The sequence below is a fragment of the Streptomyces sp. NPDC096079 genome (assembly GCF_040303145.1).
In the GTDB taxonomy this organism is placed as follows: domain Bacteria; phylum Actinomycetota; class Actinomycetes; order Streptomycetales; family Streptomycetaceae; genus Streptomyces.
In genome coordinates this window covers 1-14,629 of the sequence record NZ_JBEOST010000040.1, presented here as the reverse complement: position 1 = coordinate 14,629, position 14,629 = coordinate 1, and the positions used below count along the sequence as shown (strand labels likewise).

The window sequence follows — 14,629 nt, the reverse complement described above, 5'->3', positions numbered from 1 at the left end:
TTAGGGTCGCTCACGTGTCGAACCGAGCCCCCAGCGACCTTTCGGACGCCGCTCCCGTCCCGCACCGGGACACCGAGGAGCCGGCCTTCCCCGCCGCCGCCGACCGTTCCCAGTGGCGCTACCGGCCCCGCCGGGCCTTCTGGCGCAGCCGGCTGGTCCGCGCGGTCGCCGTCGTGACGCTGCTCGCCCTCTGCGCCCTGGTCATCCTGGCGCTGGTCCGCGAGCAGACCGGCACCCACGGCTTCCTCGTCGGCCTGGGCCTGGCCGTCCTTCCCGTACCGCTGCTCATGTCGGCGTTCCGCTGGCTCGACCGGGTCGAGCCGGGCCCCTGGAAGAACATGCTGTTCGCGTTCGCCTGGGGCGCCTTCGCCGCCGCGCTCGTCGCGATCCTGGCGAACTCCTTCGCGGTCCGCTGGATCGCCACGGCCACGGCCGATCCGGACTCCGCCGACACCCTCGGGGCCACCGTCATCGCCCCGGTGGTGGAGGAGAGCGCGAAGGCGGCCGCGATCCTGCTGCTGTTCCTCTTCCGCAGGAGGGACTTCGGGGGTCTCGTCGACGGGGTCGTGGTCGCCGGTTTCACCGCGACCGGCTTCGCGTTCACCGAGAACATCCTCTACCTGGGCAACGCCTTCGGGGAGGACCAGGAGTTCGGCGCCTCCGGCATCGGCTCGGTGACCGCCGCGACCTTCTTCGTACGGGTCGTGATGTCGCCGTTCGCGCATCCGCTGTTCACCGTGCTCACCGGCATCGGCTTCGGCTTCGCCGCCCTCGCGCCGCGCGGAAAGCGGCTGCGCCGGGTGCTGCTGCCGCTCGCCGGACTGCTGCTCGCCATGAGCCTGCACGCCGCGTGGAACGGCTCGGCCACCTTCGGCGGCCCGCTGGCCTTCTACGCGGTGTACGGGGCGCTCATGGTCCCGGCGTTCGGCCTGCTGACCTGGCTGGCCGTCTGGAGCCGGCAGCGCGAGCTGCGCACGATATCCGGCGAGCTCCCGGCGTACGCGGCGGCCGGCTGGCTCGCTCCCGCCGAGCCGCTCGCGCTGTCCTCGATGCGCGCCCGGCAGGTGGCCCGCTCGTTCGCCGCGCGGACGTACGGCCCGCCGGCCGCGCGGGCGGTCGGCGAGTACGAGTCCTTCGCCACGACCCTGGCGTTCCTGCGGGACCGGGCCCGGCGCGGCACGGCTGGGCCCGACTTCCCGGCCCGGGAGCAGGAGCTGCTGCACCACCTGTGGCAGCGCCGCGCGGTCGCCTCCCCCGCCCTGACGTTCGCGGCGCGGGCCACGGGCCGCGCCTGGGCACCGCCGCAGTACCTGGACTACGAGGGCTACAACCCGTACCGCAGCTAGTGCTGTGGCCGGAAAGGTTTGCCGGGTCGCGGCGTCCGGTGCGGTGCATCGCAAGGCGGAGGGCCTCGGCTCGTACTGGACGTACTCGCGAGGGCCGACAACGCGGCGAGGTGCCGTGCCGGGCGTCGCGACCCGGTGAACCTTTCCGGTCACAGCACTAGGGGCCTGATCCGACGGGAACTGCCAGGCCTAGTGCGCCGACGCCTCCGTCAGCAGCGTCAGCTCCTCCTCCGTCAGTTCCAGGTCGGCGGCCGCCACCAGGGCGGGGAGCTGCTCGACCGTGCGGGCCGAGGCGATCGGCGCGGCGACGGTCGGGCGGGCTGCGAGCCAGGCGAGGGCGACGGTGGCGAGCTCCGCGCCGTGCGCCTCGGCGACCGCGTCGAGGGCGGAGAGCACGGCCCGGCCCCGCTCGGTGTCCAGGTGGCCGGCGGCCCCGGAGGCCCGGACGCTGTCGACGGTGGCGCCGGGGCGGTACTTGCCGGTGAGGAAGCCCGCCGCGAGGCCGTAGTACGGGACGGCGGAGAGCCCGGCCCGCTCGACGGTCTCCAGGAGCGGGCCCTCGTAGGTGTCGCGGGAGACCAGGTTGTAGTGCGGCTGGAGGGCGACGTACCGGGCGAGGCCCTCGGCCTCGGCGAAGTCGAGGGAGGCGCGGAGCCGCTCCGGGGAGATGTTGGAGGCGGCGACGGCGCGCACCTTGCCGTCCTTCACCAGCTGGTCGAGGGCGGTGACGATCTCCTCGACGGGGACGGACTCGTCGTCGAAGTGGGTGTAGTACAGGTCGATGTGGTCGGTGCCGAGGCGGCGGAGGGACTCCTCCGCGCCCGCCTTGATGGTGGTGGCGGACAGGCCCTTGAAGTGGGGGTGGGCGCCGACCTTGGTGGCGACGACGATGTCGGAGCGGTTGCCCCGGGAGGCGAGCCAGCGGCCGATGACGGTCTCGGACTCGCCGCCCTCGTTGCCCTCGGCCCAGGCGGAGTAGACGTCGGCGGAGTCGACGAAGTTGCCGCCGGCGGCGGCGTAGGCGTCGAGGACGGCGAAGGACTGGGCCTCGTCGGCGGTCCAGCCGAAGACGTTGCCGCCCAGGGCGAGGGGGAAGACGTGCAGGTCGGAGCTGCCCAGCGGGCGGAGAGTGGTCATGTGTGGATCAACCGCTCCCGCCGCCGGGCCTATTCCGGGTGGGGTCAGAGGCTGAGGCCCTTGGAGCGGAGCCAGTCCGCCGGGTCGATGCCGTCGCCGCCGGGCGTGTGGACCTCCATGTGGAGGTGGGCGCCGGTGACGTTGCCGGTGGCGCCGACGCGGCCGATGGTCTCGCCGGTGCCCACGGTCTGGCCCGCGCCGACCAGCATGGACGAGAGGTGGCAGTACCAGACCTCGGTGCCGTCCTCCAGCTCCAGGACGATCCGGTAGCCGTAGGAGCCGGACCAGCCCGCCGACTTGACGGTCGCGCCGTGGACGGCCTTGAGCGGGGTGCCCGTGGGGGCGGCGAAGTCGAGGCCGGTGTGGTAGCCGGAGGACCACATGGAGCCGGACTGCATGTAGGTGGCGGTGAGGCTGTACGAGGAGACCGGCAGCGAGTAGCTGGCGGCGAGCTTGGCGAGGCGCTCGGCCTCGGCCTTCGCCTTGGCCGCCGCTTCCGCCTTGGCCTTGGCCTCCGCCTCGGCCTTCGCCTTCGCCTCGGCGGCGGCCTTCTGCGCGGCGGCCTCCTTGGCCACGGCCTCGGCGGCGGCCTTCTCCGCCGCCGCCTTCTCCGCCGCGGCCTTCTCGGCGGCGTCGGCGGAGGCCTGCTGCTGCTCGGCCTGCTGGAGGATGCGGGCGCGCAGGGCCTCGCCCGCGGCGGGGGCGGCGGCGGCCTGCTCGGTGCTCTCGTCGGCCGTGGTGTAGGCGGCGGCGGTGAGCGGGTTCGGGTTGGCGCGGGCCTCGCTGACGGGCTCGCTGTGCTCCTCGGGGAGCAGGTCGCCGACGCCGGGGAGGTCGTGGGCGTCCGGCAGGTCGAGGTCCGGGAGGTCCGGGAGCGATATGGCGACCGGGGGCTTCTCCTGCGCGGTGGCGAGGCCGCCCGCGCCGACGGCCGCGATCACGCCGACGCCGAGGACGGTGGAGGAGCGGGCGAAGTTGGAGCGCTGCTTGACGACCCGGTGCCGGCCGCCGGAGCGGCCCTCGGCGCGGAGGGAGCCCTCGGTGGGGTTCCACTCGGTGTCCGGGGCGGCGGGACCCGCACCGCCACCGAAGGCATCGAAGGGGGCTTCGGGTGCGGGGGTGTTGGACGCCACGGAGGCGCGCTCCTTTCCTTCCTTCTCGCCTACCGGGTTAGCTGACGGGTTCGGAGCAGGAAGGTCTCCTACGGGCTCGACCGCACGGGTGCGTGGTCCGCACGGGTGCGAAGGGGCCCGATTCACCCCAAGTGGTGGTTCCCCGGTTCCTTTTCAGGATTCGGCGCGTGCGCACGGTGCCGCCTCTTGCGACGGCTGGGACGACCGCGCTGCGTTATCGAACGTTAATAGACAGGGGGTCCCGATTCCAAGCCGTCCCCCTTGATCATTCATTGAATTGGGAGGTAATGGTCCGACTTGACCCCCGTTCAGAACGGGCTCGCCCAACCCTCGCGATCTGACGTTATGTCAATTGTTATCGCAGTGACACCCTCCGACTACGCCTGGTGACGGGGCCCGCCCGGCGGCACCACCGGCATCGTCCGACGCCGCTCCGGCTGCCCCGCCGCCGGGCGGCTCACGGCCAGCAACGCCATGTCGTCGGTCGCCCCGCCGCCCGTGTGGAGCCGTACGTCGTCCACGAGCGCGTCGAGCAGTTCCTCGGGCCCGGGGAAGATCCGCCCGGCGAGCCGGGCCGCCGGATCGTAGAAGACGCCCTGCGCGTTCCGCGCCTCCGAGAGGCCGTCCGTGTAGAACAGCAGCGTCGTGCCCGGCGGGAACGGCCGCGCCTCCGCCCGGTCCGGCCACTGCGCCAGCTCCCCCATGCCGAGCGGCAGCGCCGCCTCCCCCGGCTCCAGCGCGTCGAGCCGCCCGTCCGCGTACAGCATCAGCGGCGGCGGATGACCCCGGTTGACGACCCGTACGAAACCGCCGAAGGTCCCGCTCCCGTCGGCGCGCGGGATCTCGGCCAGCACGGCGGTGGTGAACCCCTCGAAGGCGTCGAGCCCGTCCCGCCGGGTGCCCTCCCGGGTCAGCGCCCGTTCCAGGCGCAGCGCCACGCCCTCCAGGTTCCGCTCCTGCTCGGCCGCCTCCCGGAAGGCGCCGATGACGACGGCGACGGCCTCGACCGCGTCCATCCCCTTGCCCCGGACGTCCCCGACCACCAGCCGTACCCCGTGCGGGGTGTCCTGCACGGCGAACAGGTCGCCGCCGATGAACGCGTCGGCCTGTGCCGCCTCGTACCGCGCCGCGCACTGGAGCCCGCCGATCCGCTCGGCGGGCGTCGGCAGCACCGCCTTCTGCGCGGTCTCCGCGATGACCCGCGCCGAGGCGAGCCGCTCACCGCTGCGCCGCACCACCCGGTTGATGAGCAGGGCGAGCGCGGAGACGGTGAGGACGGTCAGGGTCTCCGTGAGCGCCGCGACCTCGTCGACGGTCCCGTTGTAGGCGTGCAGGCCCACCGAGGCGCAGACGGCGGCGATCCCGGTGAGCAGGGTGGTGAGGGTGGAGAAGAAGGGCGCGGCGATCAGCGGGGCGGCGGAGAAGAGCGGCGCCGCCGTGTACTCGGGCGGGGTCGCCACGTCGAAGGCGACACCGCCCACGATGATCAGCGGCGGCAGCGCGCGGATGAACCGCCGGGCGCCGCCGTAGTCGGCACGGCCCCCGCCGCCCCGCCGTCCGCCGCCCGCCGCTCCTAGGGGGTGCCCCACCTGTGCTCTCCTGCCCGGTCCGACCGGCCGCGGTCCGCACCGCGCCCTCCCAGGGTGGCCGCCGCCGCCGGGGGCGGCGACTCCCACGGGGCCGAGTGGCGTACGGACCCGGCCGCCCGGGACGGCCTCAGCCCGCCGACGCGCCCTCCTCCGGCGCGTCCTCCGCCAGCCGCCCGCCCCGGCCGAGCAGCGCCATCGCCGCCGCGCACAGCAGGCCCACGGCGCACAGCACGAGCCACGGCGCCGCCGACCAGCCGGTGACGTCGAGGAGCGCGCCCGTCCCCAGGTTCCCGAGGGTGATGCCGATCCCGCAGACCGTGTTGTAGAGCCCGTAGTGGGTGGCGACCCAGCGGCCCCGGGACAGGGCGACGACGGTGTCCATCTCGTACGGGTAGAGCACCGCGTTCGCGACGGCCAGCACCGCCGCGCACAGCAGCAGCCCCACCAGGCCGCGCCCCAGGACCGCCGGGACCAGGAACGCCCCGCCCATCAGGGCGAGCCCCAGGACGAGACACCGCTCCCGGCTGAGCCGGCGCCGGCACCAGGCCGTGATCCGCAGCTGCCCGGCCAGCGCGACGAGCGCCGACACCACGAACAGCGCGGTCGTCTCCGCCGTACCGCCCGCCGCGAGCGGCAGCGCCAGATAGACCTGGAAGGACAGCACGTACGAGCCGGTCATGGCGAGCGAGAAGAGCCAGAACGTCCGATGGGACAGGACCGTGCGGAACTGCCCCCGCGCTCCCCCCTCGGAGGGCCCGGACGCGCCCCGTACGGGCAGGTGCCGGAGCTGTACGAGGGTCAGGCCGGCGAACAGGACGGCCGCCACCACACAGGTCAGCCGGAACGACACCCCTGTCAGGGCCACCCCGACGAGCGGGCCGAGCAGGATGCCCGCCTGGTAGTACGTGTGAAACAGCGCGAAGGCCTCCACGCGCCGCTCCTCCCCCGCCTCCGCCGCGAGACAGGCCCGCACGGCGGGGTTGAAGAGCGCCCCCGCGAGGCCCGTCGCGAGCGAGGCGGCGATCAGCCACGGCAGCGACTGCGCGAAGGCGAGCGCCCCGAAGCCGACCGTCCGCAGCGCGCAGCCGGCCACGATGAGCGGCTTGAAGCCGAGCCGGTCGGCGAGCGCCCCGCCGACGAGGAACATGCCCTGCTGGGAGAGGTTCCGGGCGCCGAGGACGAGGCCGACGGCCCAGGCGGCCATGCCGAGCCCGTCCGCGAGGTGCGCGGCCAGGTAGGGCATGAGCATGTAGAAGCCGAGGTTGATGGTGAGCTGGTTGAGGAAGAGGAGCCTTACGGCCGGGTCGAAGCCGCGGCTCTGCTTCCAGATGCCGCCCTTGGAGGGCGCGGTCGCGAGGGTCACCTGGCACGCTCCATGATCCGGCGGGTCCACCCGCTGACCGTGTCGTCGGAGACGTACGCGGCGGGGTCCTCCCGTACGGGACCGTCGAGCAGTCCGTGCGCCGCGCAGAACTCGTCGTTGAAGACGGTGTCGAAGTACCGCTGCGGCCCGTCGGGGAACACGGCCGCGATCCGGGTCCCGCGCGGCCGTGTTCGGGCCAGCCACCCGGCGACCAGGGCCACCGCGCCGACGCTCCAGCCGCCGGTCGCGAAGTGCCGCGAGGCCAGCCTGCGGGCGGCGCGGACCGCCTCCGCCGGGCCCACCCAGTGCACCTCGTCGAAGGCGCCGTGGTCCACGTTCCCCGGGTGGATGGAGGAGCCGAGGCCGCGCATCAGCCGCTCCCCGGCCGGCAGGCCGAAGACGGTGGAGGCCACGGAGTCGACGCCGACCAGTTCGAGGGCGGGGCTGCTGGTGGCGCGCAGCGCCCGGGAGATGCCGGCGGAGTGGCCGCCGGTGCCGACCGCGCAGACGAGGACGTCGATCCGGTCGAGCTGCGCGGACAGCTCGGCGGCGAGCCCTCCGTACGCGGCGGGGTTGTCGGGGTTCCCGTACTGGTCGGGCCACCACGCCCCGTCGAGGCCGGCGAGCAGTTCGGCGACCCGGTCCATCCGGGCCTGCTGCCAGCCGCCCCGCGGGCTGGGCTCGCGCACGACGTGCACCCGGGCGCCGTGGGCGGCGAGCATGCGCTCGACGATCGGTTCGAGACCGGGGTCGGTGACGACGTGCACGGGGTGGCCGTGCAGGACGCCCGCGAGGGCGAGGCCGAGGCCGAGCGTCCCGGACGTCGACTCGACGATCGGAGCGCCGGGCCGCAGGTCCCCGCGGCGACGGGCCTGCTCGACCATGTGGAGGGCGGCGCGGTCCTTGATGCCGCCGAAGTTGAAGCCTTCGAGCTTGGCCCAGTAACCGTCGTCCGTCCACAGGACGGGGGTGTTGCCGACGGTCCCCCCGGCGACGGGCAGCGCCGGTGGTGCGGTCATGGGTGTGGTCGTGGCCCGGGTCACGGCCGGGGTCGGGGGCGTGGTCATGGAGGTACGTCCTTGGGGTGGGTACGCGAAAGGGAACCTGGTCGCGCGGATGCGCAACCCGGTTCAGTTCCGGTCCACCCCGAGGGCGATGAGCAGTCGTCCCGGCTCGGGGCCGGGGCCCGCCCGGTTCCGTACGCAGCGCGCGCGGGGGTCGGCGCGGAGGTCCGCCGTGTACGGCAGGACGGCGGCGCCGCCGGCGCCGGGCGCGGCGATCGGGGAGGCGGCGGCCTGGGCGGGGAGGTGGGCGTCGAAGCTCCAGGCGTCCCCGGACCGCTCGCAGCCGTGCGGGAGCGCGGGGGCGGAGGCGGTCGCGGTGCCGGAGGTCGGCAGCAGGTGCCCGTGGGAGCCGTGGCAGACGCTCACGAGGAGGGCGAGGAGCGCGAGCAGGACGAGCACGGCGGGCGCCCGCCGGCTCAGGTCGCTCACACGCTCGTCACTCATGGTGCGCGTGAGGCTACGGTGGGGAGCGGGGCGCCCGCAAAGAGGCGGGCCCGTTTCGGCCACCGTTTACATCAGACAGGTCTCTCAGAGGTTCCGCTCGGCGTAGACCCGCATCGCGTCCCGGACGAGGACCGCCGTGCCCTCGCCGTGCCTGTCGTAGTTCGCGGTGAAGCGCGGGTCGTCGACGTACATCTGCCCGAGACCGATCAGGTACTCCCTGCTCGGCGTCGTGGTCGTCGACAGCCAGGCGACCTGGCGCCACGCGATGGCCTGCACCTCGTCGCTGTCGGCGGCCAGGCCTTCCCGGGCCGCCCGCCCGAACTCCCGGGCGATGCCGTCCTGCTCTGCCATGAACGCCTTCTTCTGCGCGTCGCCGAGCGAACGCCACCAGCGGTCGGCCTTAGCGTACGCGTCGCGGCCCCAGCGCTCGGCCACCTCCTCCTCGTACACCGTGTGGTCGAAACCGTCGAACACTTCCTCGGCCATGAGTTCCTCTCCTTTCTCGGTCTTGTCGAGAGTGGTCCGCACCGACGCGATCCGGCGTCCGATGCGCTCGCGCTCCTGCTCCAGGAGAGCGAGGTGGGTGCGCAGGGCGGCGGACGTGTCCCGCTGCCCCGCGAGGACCTCGGCGATGGCGGGCAGCGAGAGCCCCAGCTCGCGCAGCAGCAGGATCCGCTGCAGCCGCACGAGCGCCGCCTGGTCGTAGTACCGGTAACCGTTCGCGCCGATCCGGCTCGGCTCCAGCAGACCCCGCTCGCCGTAGTGGCGCAGGGTGCGGCTGGTGGTGCCGGCCTTCTTGGCGATCTCCTGGATCGACCACTCCATGCCGAGAACGCTAAATCTTGACGTCGCGTGAAGGTCAAGCGGAGACACGACGGAACGACGAAGGCCCGGATCCAGTGACTGGATCCGGGCCTTCGTGCTACTGAGTAGCGGGGACAGGATTTGAACCTGCGACCTCTGGGTTATGAGCCCAGCGAGCTACCGAGCTGCTCCACCCCGCGTCGGTGAACCCGACTCTACGGCATGACCGGGGCGATCACGAAATCGGTTTCCCGTCAGCAGCCGCAGTCGTCGGAATCGACCGGTGCCGTCAGCGGGTCGGCGGCCTTCTCCGCGGGCCCCTCCCACGTCTCGTACGCGAAGCCCTCGCGCACCCAGTACTCGAAGCCGCCGAGCATCTCCTTCACCTGGAAGCCCAGCTCGGCGAGGGCCAGCGCGGCGCGCGTGGCGCCGTTGCAGCCGGGGCCCCAGCAGTAGGTGACGACCGGCACGGACCGGTCGAGCAGCCGCTCGGCCTGCTCGGGGATGAGCGCGGTCGGCAGGTGGACCGCGCCGGGGACGTGACCCTGGTCCCAGGAGGCGGTGGAGCGGGAGTCGATCACCACGAAGCCCGGGTCGGTGCCCTCGGCGGCCGCGGAGGCCAGCACGGAGGCCACGTCGGAGACGTCGGCGTGGAAGGCGAGGCTGGCGGAGAAGTAGGCGGCCGCTGCGGCGGGGGAGGCCGGCGGGGTGCGGAGCACGGGGTTGACCTGCGGGGTCGTCGTCGTCATGGTGATCAATCTACGGACGAAGATCACCGCCCTGAAGTGGGGATTCACGGTGGTCGGGGGCTTCGGCCGGGGAATCCCGGGCGTTCGCCACGAGGCGGCGGGGATCTCACGTACCGGAACCGCCGGACTCGTCTCCGCTGTCACATCCGAGGGATCCGATCCGTCATGAGGACATGACGGGACGCGAACGGGGAGAGCGACGAGTGGACCACGAGAAGAAAGCCGACGAGACCGTCGACACGGAGTTCCTGGCCCGGCGCTTCGACGCCGACCGCGGGCACCTGCGGGCGGTGGCCTACCGGATGCTGGGCTCGCTCAGCGAGGCCGAGGACGCCGTCCAGGAGGCCTGGTTCAAACTCAGCCGCAGCGACGTCAGCGGCGTGGAGAACCTCAGCGGCTGGCTGACGACGGTCGTCGGACGCGTCTGCCTGGACATGCTGCGCTCGCGCGGCTCGCGCCGCGAGGACCCGCTGGAGTACTACGTCCCCGACCCGGTCGTCCGGGTCGCCGACCGGACCGACCCGGAGCACGCGGCCGAGCTCACCGAGTCCGTCGGCCTCGCGCTCCTCGTCGTCCTGGACACCCTGGGGCCCGCGGAGCGGCTCGCCTTCGTGCTGCACGACATGTTCGCCGTCTCCTTCGACGAGATCGCGAAGATCGTCGACCGCAGCCCGGCCGCGACCCGCCAGCTCGCCAGCCGCGCCCGCCGCCGGGTGCAGGACGCCACCCCGGCGCCCGGCCCCGACGCGCGCCGGCAGCGGGAGATCGCCGACGCGTTCCTCGCCGCCGCGCACGGCGGCGACTTCGAGGGGCTGCTCGCCGTCCTCGACCCGGACGTGGTGCTCCGCGCGGACGGCGGCCGGACCCTCGCGGCCGTCTCGAAGATGGTCCGGGGCGCCGAGGCGGTCATCGCCCAGGCCCTCACGTACGCGAAGTTCCGTACGGGCGTGCTGGAGGTCGTGGCCAACGGCCAGCCCGCGGTCCTGTCGGTCGTCAAGGGACGCCCGAGCTCGCTCATGACGTTCACGATCGTCGAGGACCGGATCGTCGCGCTGCACATCCTGGCCGACCCGGAGCGCATGGAGACGCTCGGCTTCACGGAGGAGGAGCTGGCCCGGGCGACGTACTGACCCGGGTCCTCCCGCATGCGGGAGGGAACCGTCCGTGCGAGTTTGTACGGGTTGGTTCCCTCCTGTCCGCAAAGGTGGCGATCGTGCAGCCGACCCCCGAGGAGGCCCGCCGGACGGCCGCCGACGCCTGGATCTGGGGCTACCCGCTCCTGGACGCCTACCGCACGACGTACCAGCGGGCGATCGACCCCGAGGACCCCCGGTACGTGGGCGGCTTCGGCCGCTTCCGGCACTACGCGGAGCCGTTCACCCCCGCCGACACCGACGTCTCCACCCCGAACAACGACACCCCGTACTCGGTGGCCTGGCTCGACCTCAGGGCCGAGCCCTTCGTGCTCTCCGTCCCGGCCACCGACCGCTACTACGTGCTGCCCGTCCAGGACCTCGACACCGCCTACGTCGGCTACGTCGGCGCCCGCACGACCGGCCGGGCCGCGGGCCACCACCTGATCGCCGGCCCCGGCTGGAGCGGCACCGTCCCCGAGGGCGTCACAAGCGTCCTGCGCGCCGCCACCTTCCTCGTCGGGATCGCCGGCCGCACCCACCTGGCCGGCCCCGAGGACGTCCCCGCCCTGCGCGCGGTCCAGGAGCGCTACGAGCTCCGCCCGCTCTCGGCGTACACGGACACGGCCGCCCCGCACCCCGCCGAGGAGCCGGTGTGGCCGGTGTGGCGCGACGAGGTCCTCGGGACCGTCGAGTTCTACACGCTCCTCGACTTCCTGCTCGGCTTCTTCCCCGTCCTGGAGCACGAGCGCGGAGTGCGCGACCGTCTCGCGGCGCTGGGGGTGTCCGGCACCGGCGCGTTCGAACCGGCCGCGCTCTCCCCGGAGGTCAGGGCCGCCGTCGACCGGGGCATCGCGGACGGCCGGGCCCGCCTGGAGAAGGCCGTCGCGGCCACCACCGTCTCCGCGGACCTCTTCGGGACCCGCGCGGAGCTCGGGGACGACTACATCCGACGGGCGGTCGCCGCCGACGTGGGGCTGCACGGCCTGCCCGCGGCCGAGGTCTGGTACGGCGGCTGGTCGGACGACGACCGGGGCGACCACCCGCCGAACGGGCACGACCACGACCACCTCGTCCGCTTCCCGCCCGGACAGCTGCCCCCGGCCCGCTTCTTCTGGACCGTCACCCTCTACGGCCTGCCCGAGCGCGGGCTCGTCGCCAACGAGATCGACCGGTACGCGATCGGCGACCGCACCCCGGGGCTCGTGTACGACGACGACGGCGGACTCACCCTCCACGTGCGCCGGGACCGCCCGGCCGACCCCAAGGAGGCGGCGAACTGGCTGCCCGCACCCGACGGCCCGTTCGGCCTCGTCGTCCGGCTGTACGGCCCCGACCCGTCGGTCCTCGACGGCGGCTGGCGGCTCCCGCCCCTCACCGTCGCGGACTGACTCCGGGTCACCTGTCCCGGGCGCCCAGCCGGCTCCCGGCCGCCAGGGACACGCCCGCGCTGGCGATCCCGAGCAGGGCCCCCGCGGCCACGTCGCCCGGGTAGTGCACCCCGGTGTGCACCCGGGAGTACCCCACGGCCCAGGCCAGGGTCGCGAGCGGCAGCGTGGCGTGCGGCAGCACCGACCCCACGGCGGTGGCGAACGCGACCGCCGACGCGGTGTGCCCGGACGGGAACGACGCCGAGGTCGGCATGGGCACGTGACGGCCCACCACCACCCGGGCCGCCTCCCGGTCCGGCCTGCGCCGGTGCACCAGACGCTTGCCGAGCAGGTTCGCGGAGGCCGAGGCCACCGCGATCGCCCCCACCCCGACGAGCGCCGCCCGCCGCGGCCGGCCCGGGAAGAGCGCGAGCGCCGCCGCGACCGTGAAGGAGATCTTGGAATGGTCCGCCGCCGCCGAGAGCCGGCGGAACGCCGTGTCGAGCGTCGGCGTGGGGGTCGCGGCCACCGCGCCGTACACGGCACCGTCGACCGCCCGGATGTCGTGCAGGACGTCCCGGAGGGTCCCGCCCGTCGTCGTCTCGTCCGTCATGCGCCGCTCCTAGCTGGTTCAGGGGTACGGAAGTTCAAGGGGTACGGGGCGTCAGGACGCACGGGGATCCCACGGGCCGCTGCCGCCGACCGCCGCCGGCTCCTCGGGGAACGCAAGCCGGGTCAGCCGCCGCCAGTCCAGGCGCGGCGGCGGCACCGGCGACCCCGGCCGGCCCCGGGGCACCCGGACCCGCAGCGCGCGCGGGCGGAGGGTGCAGACCACGGGCGTGGGCAGGGTCAGCGCCTCGCCGTCCACGGCGACCGGGATGACGGCACCCGCGCCGGGGCCGCCCCCGACCTCCACCCTACGGGCCGTCAGGACGTTCAGCCCGGTCGCCTGGGTCCCCAGGACCGCCAGCTCGGCCGCCTGCGCGGCCCCGTCCACGCGGATGCCGATCACCCCCAGCTCGCCGCCGTCGAGACGCGCCCTGCGGGCCGCGACCGCACTGAGCGGATCGGGCGCCGCGTACGGGTTGTTGCTGACGAGGAGCGCCTGCTGCCCGGTGAGCGGGACGGCGTCGGCGGTCGCGTCGAGACGGTCGCCCTCCCCGCCCTGGAGCAGGTCGGGCAGCACGTCGATCGCCGTGCCGGCCTTGTCGTCGCGGTACTCGGGGCGCTGGACCACGTCCGCGTACACCCCGAACGAGACCGTGTTGACGAAGGGCCGCCCCGCGACGTCGCCGAGGTCGATCCGCAGCTCCTCGCCGTCGTGCAGCGCGTCGAGGCAGCGGGACGGATCGTCGCGGTCCAGGCCGAGGTCCATCGCGAAGTGGTTGCGGGTGCCGGCCGAGACCACCAGGAACGGCACGTCGTGCGCGGCGGCGACCTCGGCCACCAACGCCTGCGTGCCGTCGCCGCCCGCCACCCCCAGCAGGTCGGCGCCGTCGGCGACGGCCTTCCGGGCGAGCCCGGCGACGTCCGCGGGCTGTGACGGGTCGAGCAGGATCACCCGGGCGCCGAGCGCCTCCGCCCGCGCGACCAGCCCGAACCGCTCGACCTTCCCGCCCCCGGACCTGGGGTTCATGATCAGCACCGGGCGGCGCGGCGCGGGGACGCGCGCGCCCCGCGTCAGCGCGGCCCGCTCCTCCTCCGGGCGGCGCAGCGCGGCCCGCGCGCAGGACAGCGCCACGGCCCACAGGCCCAGCGCCACGAGGGCGTTCACCCACACGCCCCCGGCGACGTACAGACCCAGGGTCACGAGGGGCGCGGCCACCGCGAGGAGCGCCCCGAGGACCCGCACCGGACCCCGGTGCGCGAGGAACCACCAGACGCCCGCGGCTGTCGCGGCGAACCCCAGGACGCCGCTGAGCAGGATCAGCAGCCCGCTGCCGAGCGCGGTCAGCAGGGCCGCGGCCGCGCCTCCCGTCGCCAACAGCGCGTAGCGGGCCAGCTGTCGCGCCTCCCCCGCCGGATCACCGGTACCGCTCGCCGCCACCGACCCCACCTCCATGCTCCACGTCCACGCTTCCCCCCGTTCCCCGGCCCCGCCCCCGTACGCAGCCGTTCGGGCGAACGGAGTTCCGACAAGGGAGTTCCGAGAACGAAGACCGGGAAAACCCGAAGACGGTTCTCCTACGACGAAGCGCCCCGCCCGGAGGGTTCCGGTCGGGGCGCTCTTCGGCGGGCCGGAGGGTCTCCCCTCGCCCGCCCCTGGTAGGCCGTGTGGGACTCGAACCCACAACCAATGGATTAAAAGTCCACTGCTCTGCCAATTGAGCTAACGGCCCGTGGACAAGCACACCCGTGCAGCATAGCCCGAGAGGGCGCGGGACGGAGAAGGGCCTGTACGACACCGTGGGAGGAGAGGCCCCCATGTCGAGCACCCACGCGACCGACGACGTCGTGCCCTTCACCGCGGACGACTACCGGGCCCGGATGGCCCGCG

The 14,629-nt window shown here is 74.1% G+C and carries 13 protein-coding genes, 2 tRNA genes and 1 riboswitch; of the genes, 3 read left to right on the top strand and 12 right to left on the bottom strand.

Features of this window, described 5'->3' with window-relative positions; all coding sequences use genetic code 11:
* Window positions 1-14: 14 nt before the first annotated feature.
* Complete coding sequence (locus tag ABTY59_RS36850) at window positions 15-1,346, top strand: PrsW family intramembrane metalloprotease (protein ID WP_352023511.1); 1,332 nt, start codon at window positions 15-17, stop codon at window positions 1,344-1,346.
* Between the two features lie 189 nt (window positions 1,347-1,535).
* Here the strand turns inward: ABTY59_RS36850 and ABTY59_RS36845 are convergent, their stop codons facing one another.
* The 9 genes from ABTY59_RS36845 to ABTY59_RS36805 form a co-directional block, all read right to left on the bottom strand.
* Complete coding sequence (locus tag ABTY59_RS36845) at window positions 1,536-2,483, bottom strand: aldo/keto reductase (RefSeq protein WP_352023510.1); 948 nt, start codon at window positions 2,481-2,483, stop codon at window positions 1,536-1,538.
* 44 nt (window positions 2,484-2,527) lie between these two features.
* Window positions 2,528-3,616: a M23 family metallopeptidase gene (locus ABTY59_RS36840; RefSeq protein WP_352023509.1), complete on the bottom strand. Its 1,089-nt coding sequence runs from the start codon at window positions 3,614-3,616 to the stop codon at window positions 2,528-2,530.
* A gap of 11 nt (window positions 3,617-3,627) precedes the next feature.
* A riboswitch (cyclic di-AMP (ydaO/yuaA leader) is annotated at window positions 3,628-3,792 on the bottom strand.
* A 201-nt stretch (window positions 3,793-3,993) separates the two neighbouring features.
* A complete protein-coding gene (locus tag ABTY59_RS36835) occupies window positions 3,994-5,205 on the bottom strand; it encodes a PP2C family protein-serine/threonine phosphatase (protein WP_352023508.1) in 1,212 nt (403 codons plus the stop codon).
* Window positions 5,206-5,332: 127 nt separating this feature from the next.
* Window positions 5,333-6,568, bottom strand: a complete 1,236-nt coding sequence (locus tag ABTY59_RS36830; protein ID WP_352023507.1) for an MFS transporter — start codon at window positions 6,566-6,568, stop codon at window positions 5,333-5,335.
* Window positions 6,565-7,635 (bottom strand): PLP-dependent cysteine synthase family protein, encoded by a 1,071-nt coding sequence (locus ABTY59_RS36825; RefSeq protein ID WP_403543095.1) that lies wholly within the window; start codon window positions 7,633-7,635, stop codon window positions 6,565-6,567. Before ABTY59_RS36825 ends, ABTY59_RS36830 begins: the two co-directional genes overlap by 4 nt.
* Window positions 7,636-7,698: 63 nt before the next feature.
* The gene (locus ABTY59_RS36820; protein ID WP_352023506.1) at window positions 7,699-8,076 is read right to left on the bottom strand and encodes a hypothetical protein; all 378 of its coding nucleotides are present in this window, start codon (window positions 8,074-8,076) and stop codon (window positions 7,699-7,701) included.
* An 84-nt stretch (window positions 8,077-8,160) separates the two neighbouring features.
* Window positions 8,161-8,901 (bottom strand): MerR family transcriptional regulator, encoded by a 741-nt coding sequence (locus ABTY59_RS36815; RefSeq protein WP_352023505.1) that lies wholly within the window; start codon window positions 8,899-8,901, stop codon window positions 8,161-8,163.
* A gap of 105 nt (window positions 8,902-9,006) precedes the next feature.
* Window positions 9,007-9,080 (bottom strand) — tRNA-Met (locus tag ABTY59_RS36810).
* A 54-nt stretch (window positions 9,081-9,134) separates the two neighbouring features.
* Complete coding sequence (locus tag ABTY59_RS36805) at window positions 9,135-9,629, bottom strand: rhodanese-like domain-containing protein (RefSeq protein WP_352023504.1); 495 nt, start codon at window positions 9,627-9,629, stop codon at window positions 9,135-9,137.
* A gap of 173 nt (window positions 9,630-9,802) precedes the next feature.
* Between ABTY59_RS36805 and sigJ the strand changes: the two genes are divergently transcribed.
* Both sigJ and ABTY59_RS36795 read left to right on the top strand, forming a co-directional pair.
* Window positions 9,803-10,759, top strand: a complete 957-nt coding sequence (gene sigJ / locus ABTY59_RS36800) for an RNA polymerase sigma factor SigJ (RefSeq protein ID WP_352023503.1) — start codon at window positions 9,803-9,805, stop codon at window positions 10,757-10,759.
* Window positions 10,760-10,842: 83 nt separating this feature from the next.
* Window positions 10,843-12,153, top strand: coding sequence for a DUF1254 domain-containing protein (locus ABTY59_RS36795; RefSeq protein WP_352023502.1), 1,311 nt, complete (start codon window positions 10,843-10,845; stop codon window positions 12,151-12,153).
* Window positions 12,154-12,160: 7 nt separating this feature from the next.
* Here ABTY59_RS36795 and ABTY59_RS36790 read toward each other — a convergent pair whose 3' ends face one another.
* From ABTY59_RS36790 to ABTY59_RS36780, 3 genes are all read right to left on the bottom strand, one after another.
* Complete coding sequence (locus tag ABTY59_RS36790) at window positions 12,161-12,745, bottom strand: phosphatase PAP2 family protein (RefSeq protein ID WP_352023501.1); 585 nt, start codon at window positions 12,743-12,745, stop codon at window positions 12,161-12,163.
* Between the two features lie 51 nt (window positions 12,746-12,796).
* Entirely contained in the window at window positions 12,797-14,194 is a 1,398-nt protein-coding gene (locus tag ABTY59_RS36785) for a diacylglycerol/lipid kinase family protein (RefSeq protein WP_403543116.1), read from the bottom strand.
* 201 nt (window positions 14,195-14,395) lie between these two features.
* A tRNA-Lys gene (locus tag ABTY59_RS36780) sits at window positions 14,396-14,471 on the bottom strand.
* Between the last annotated feature and the right edge of the window lie 158 nt (window positions 14,472-14,629).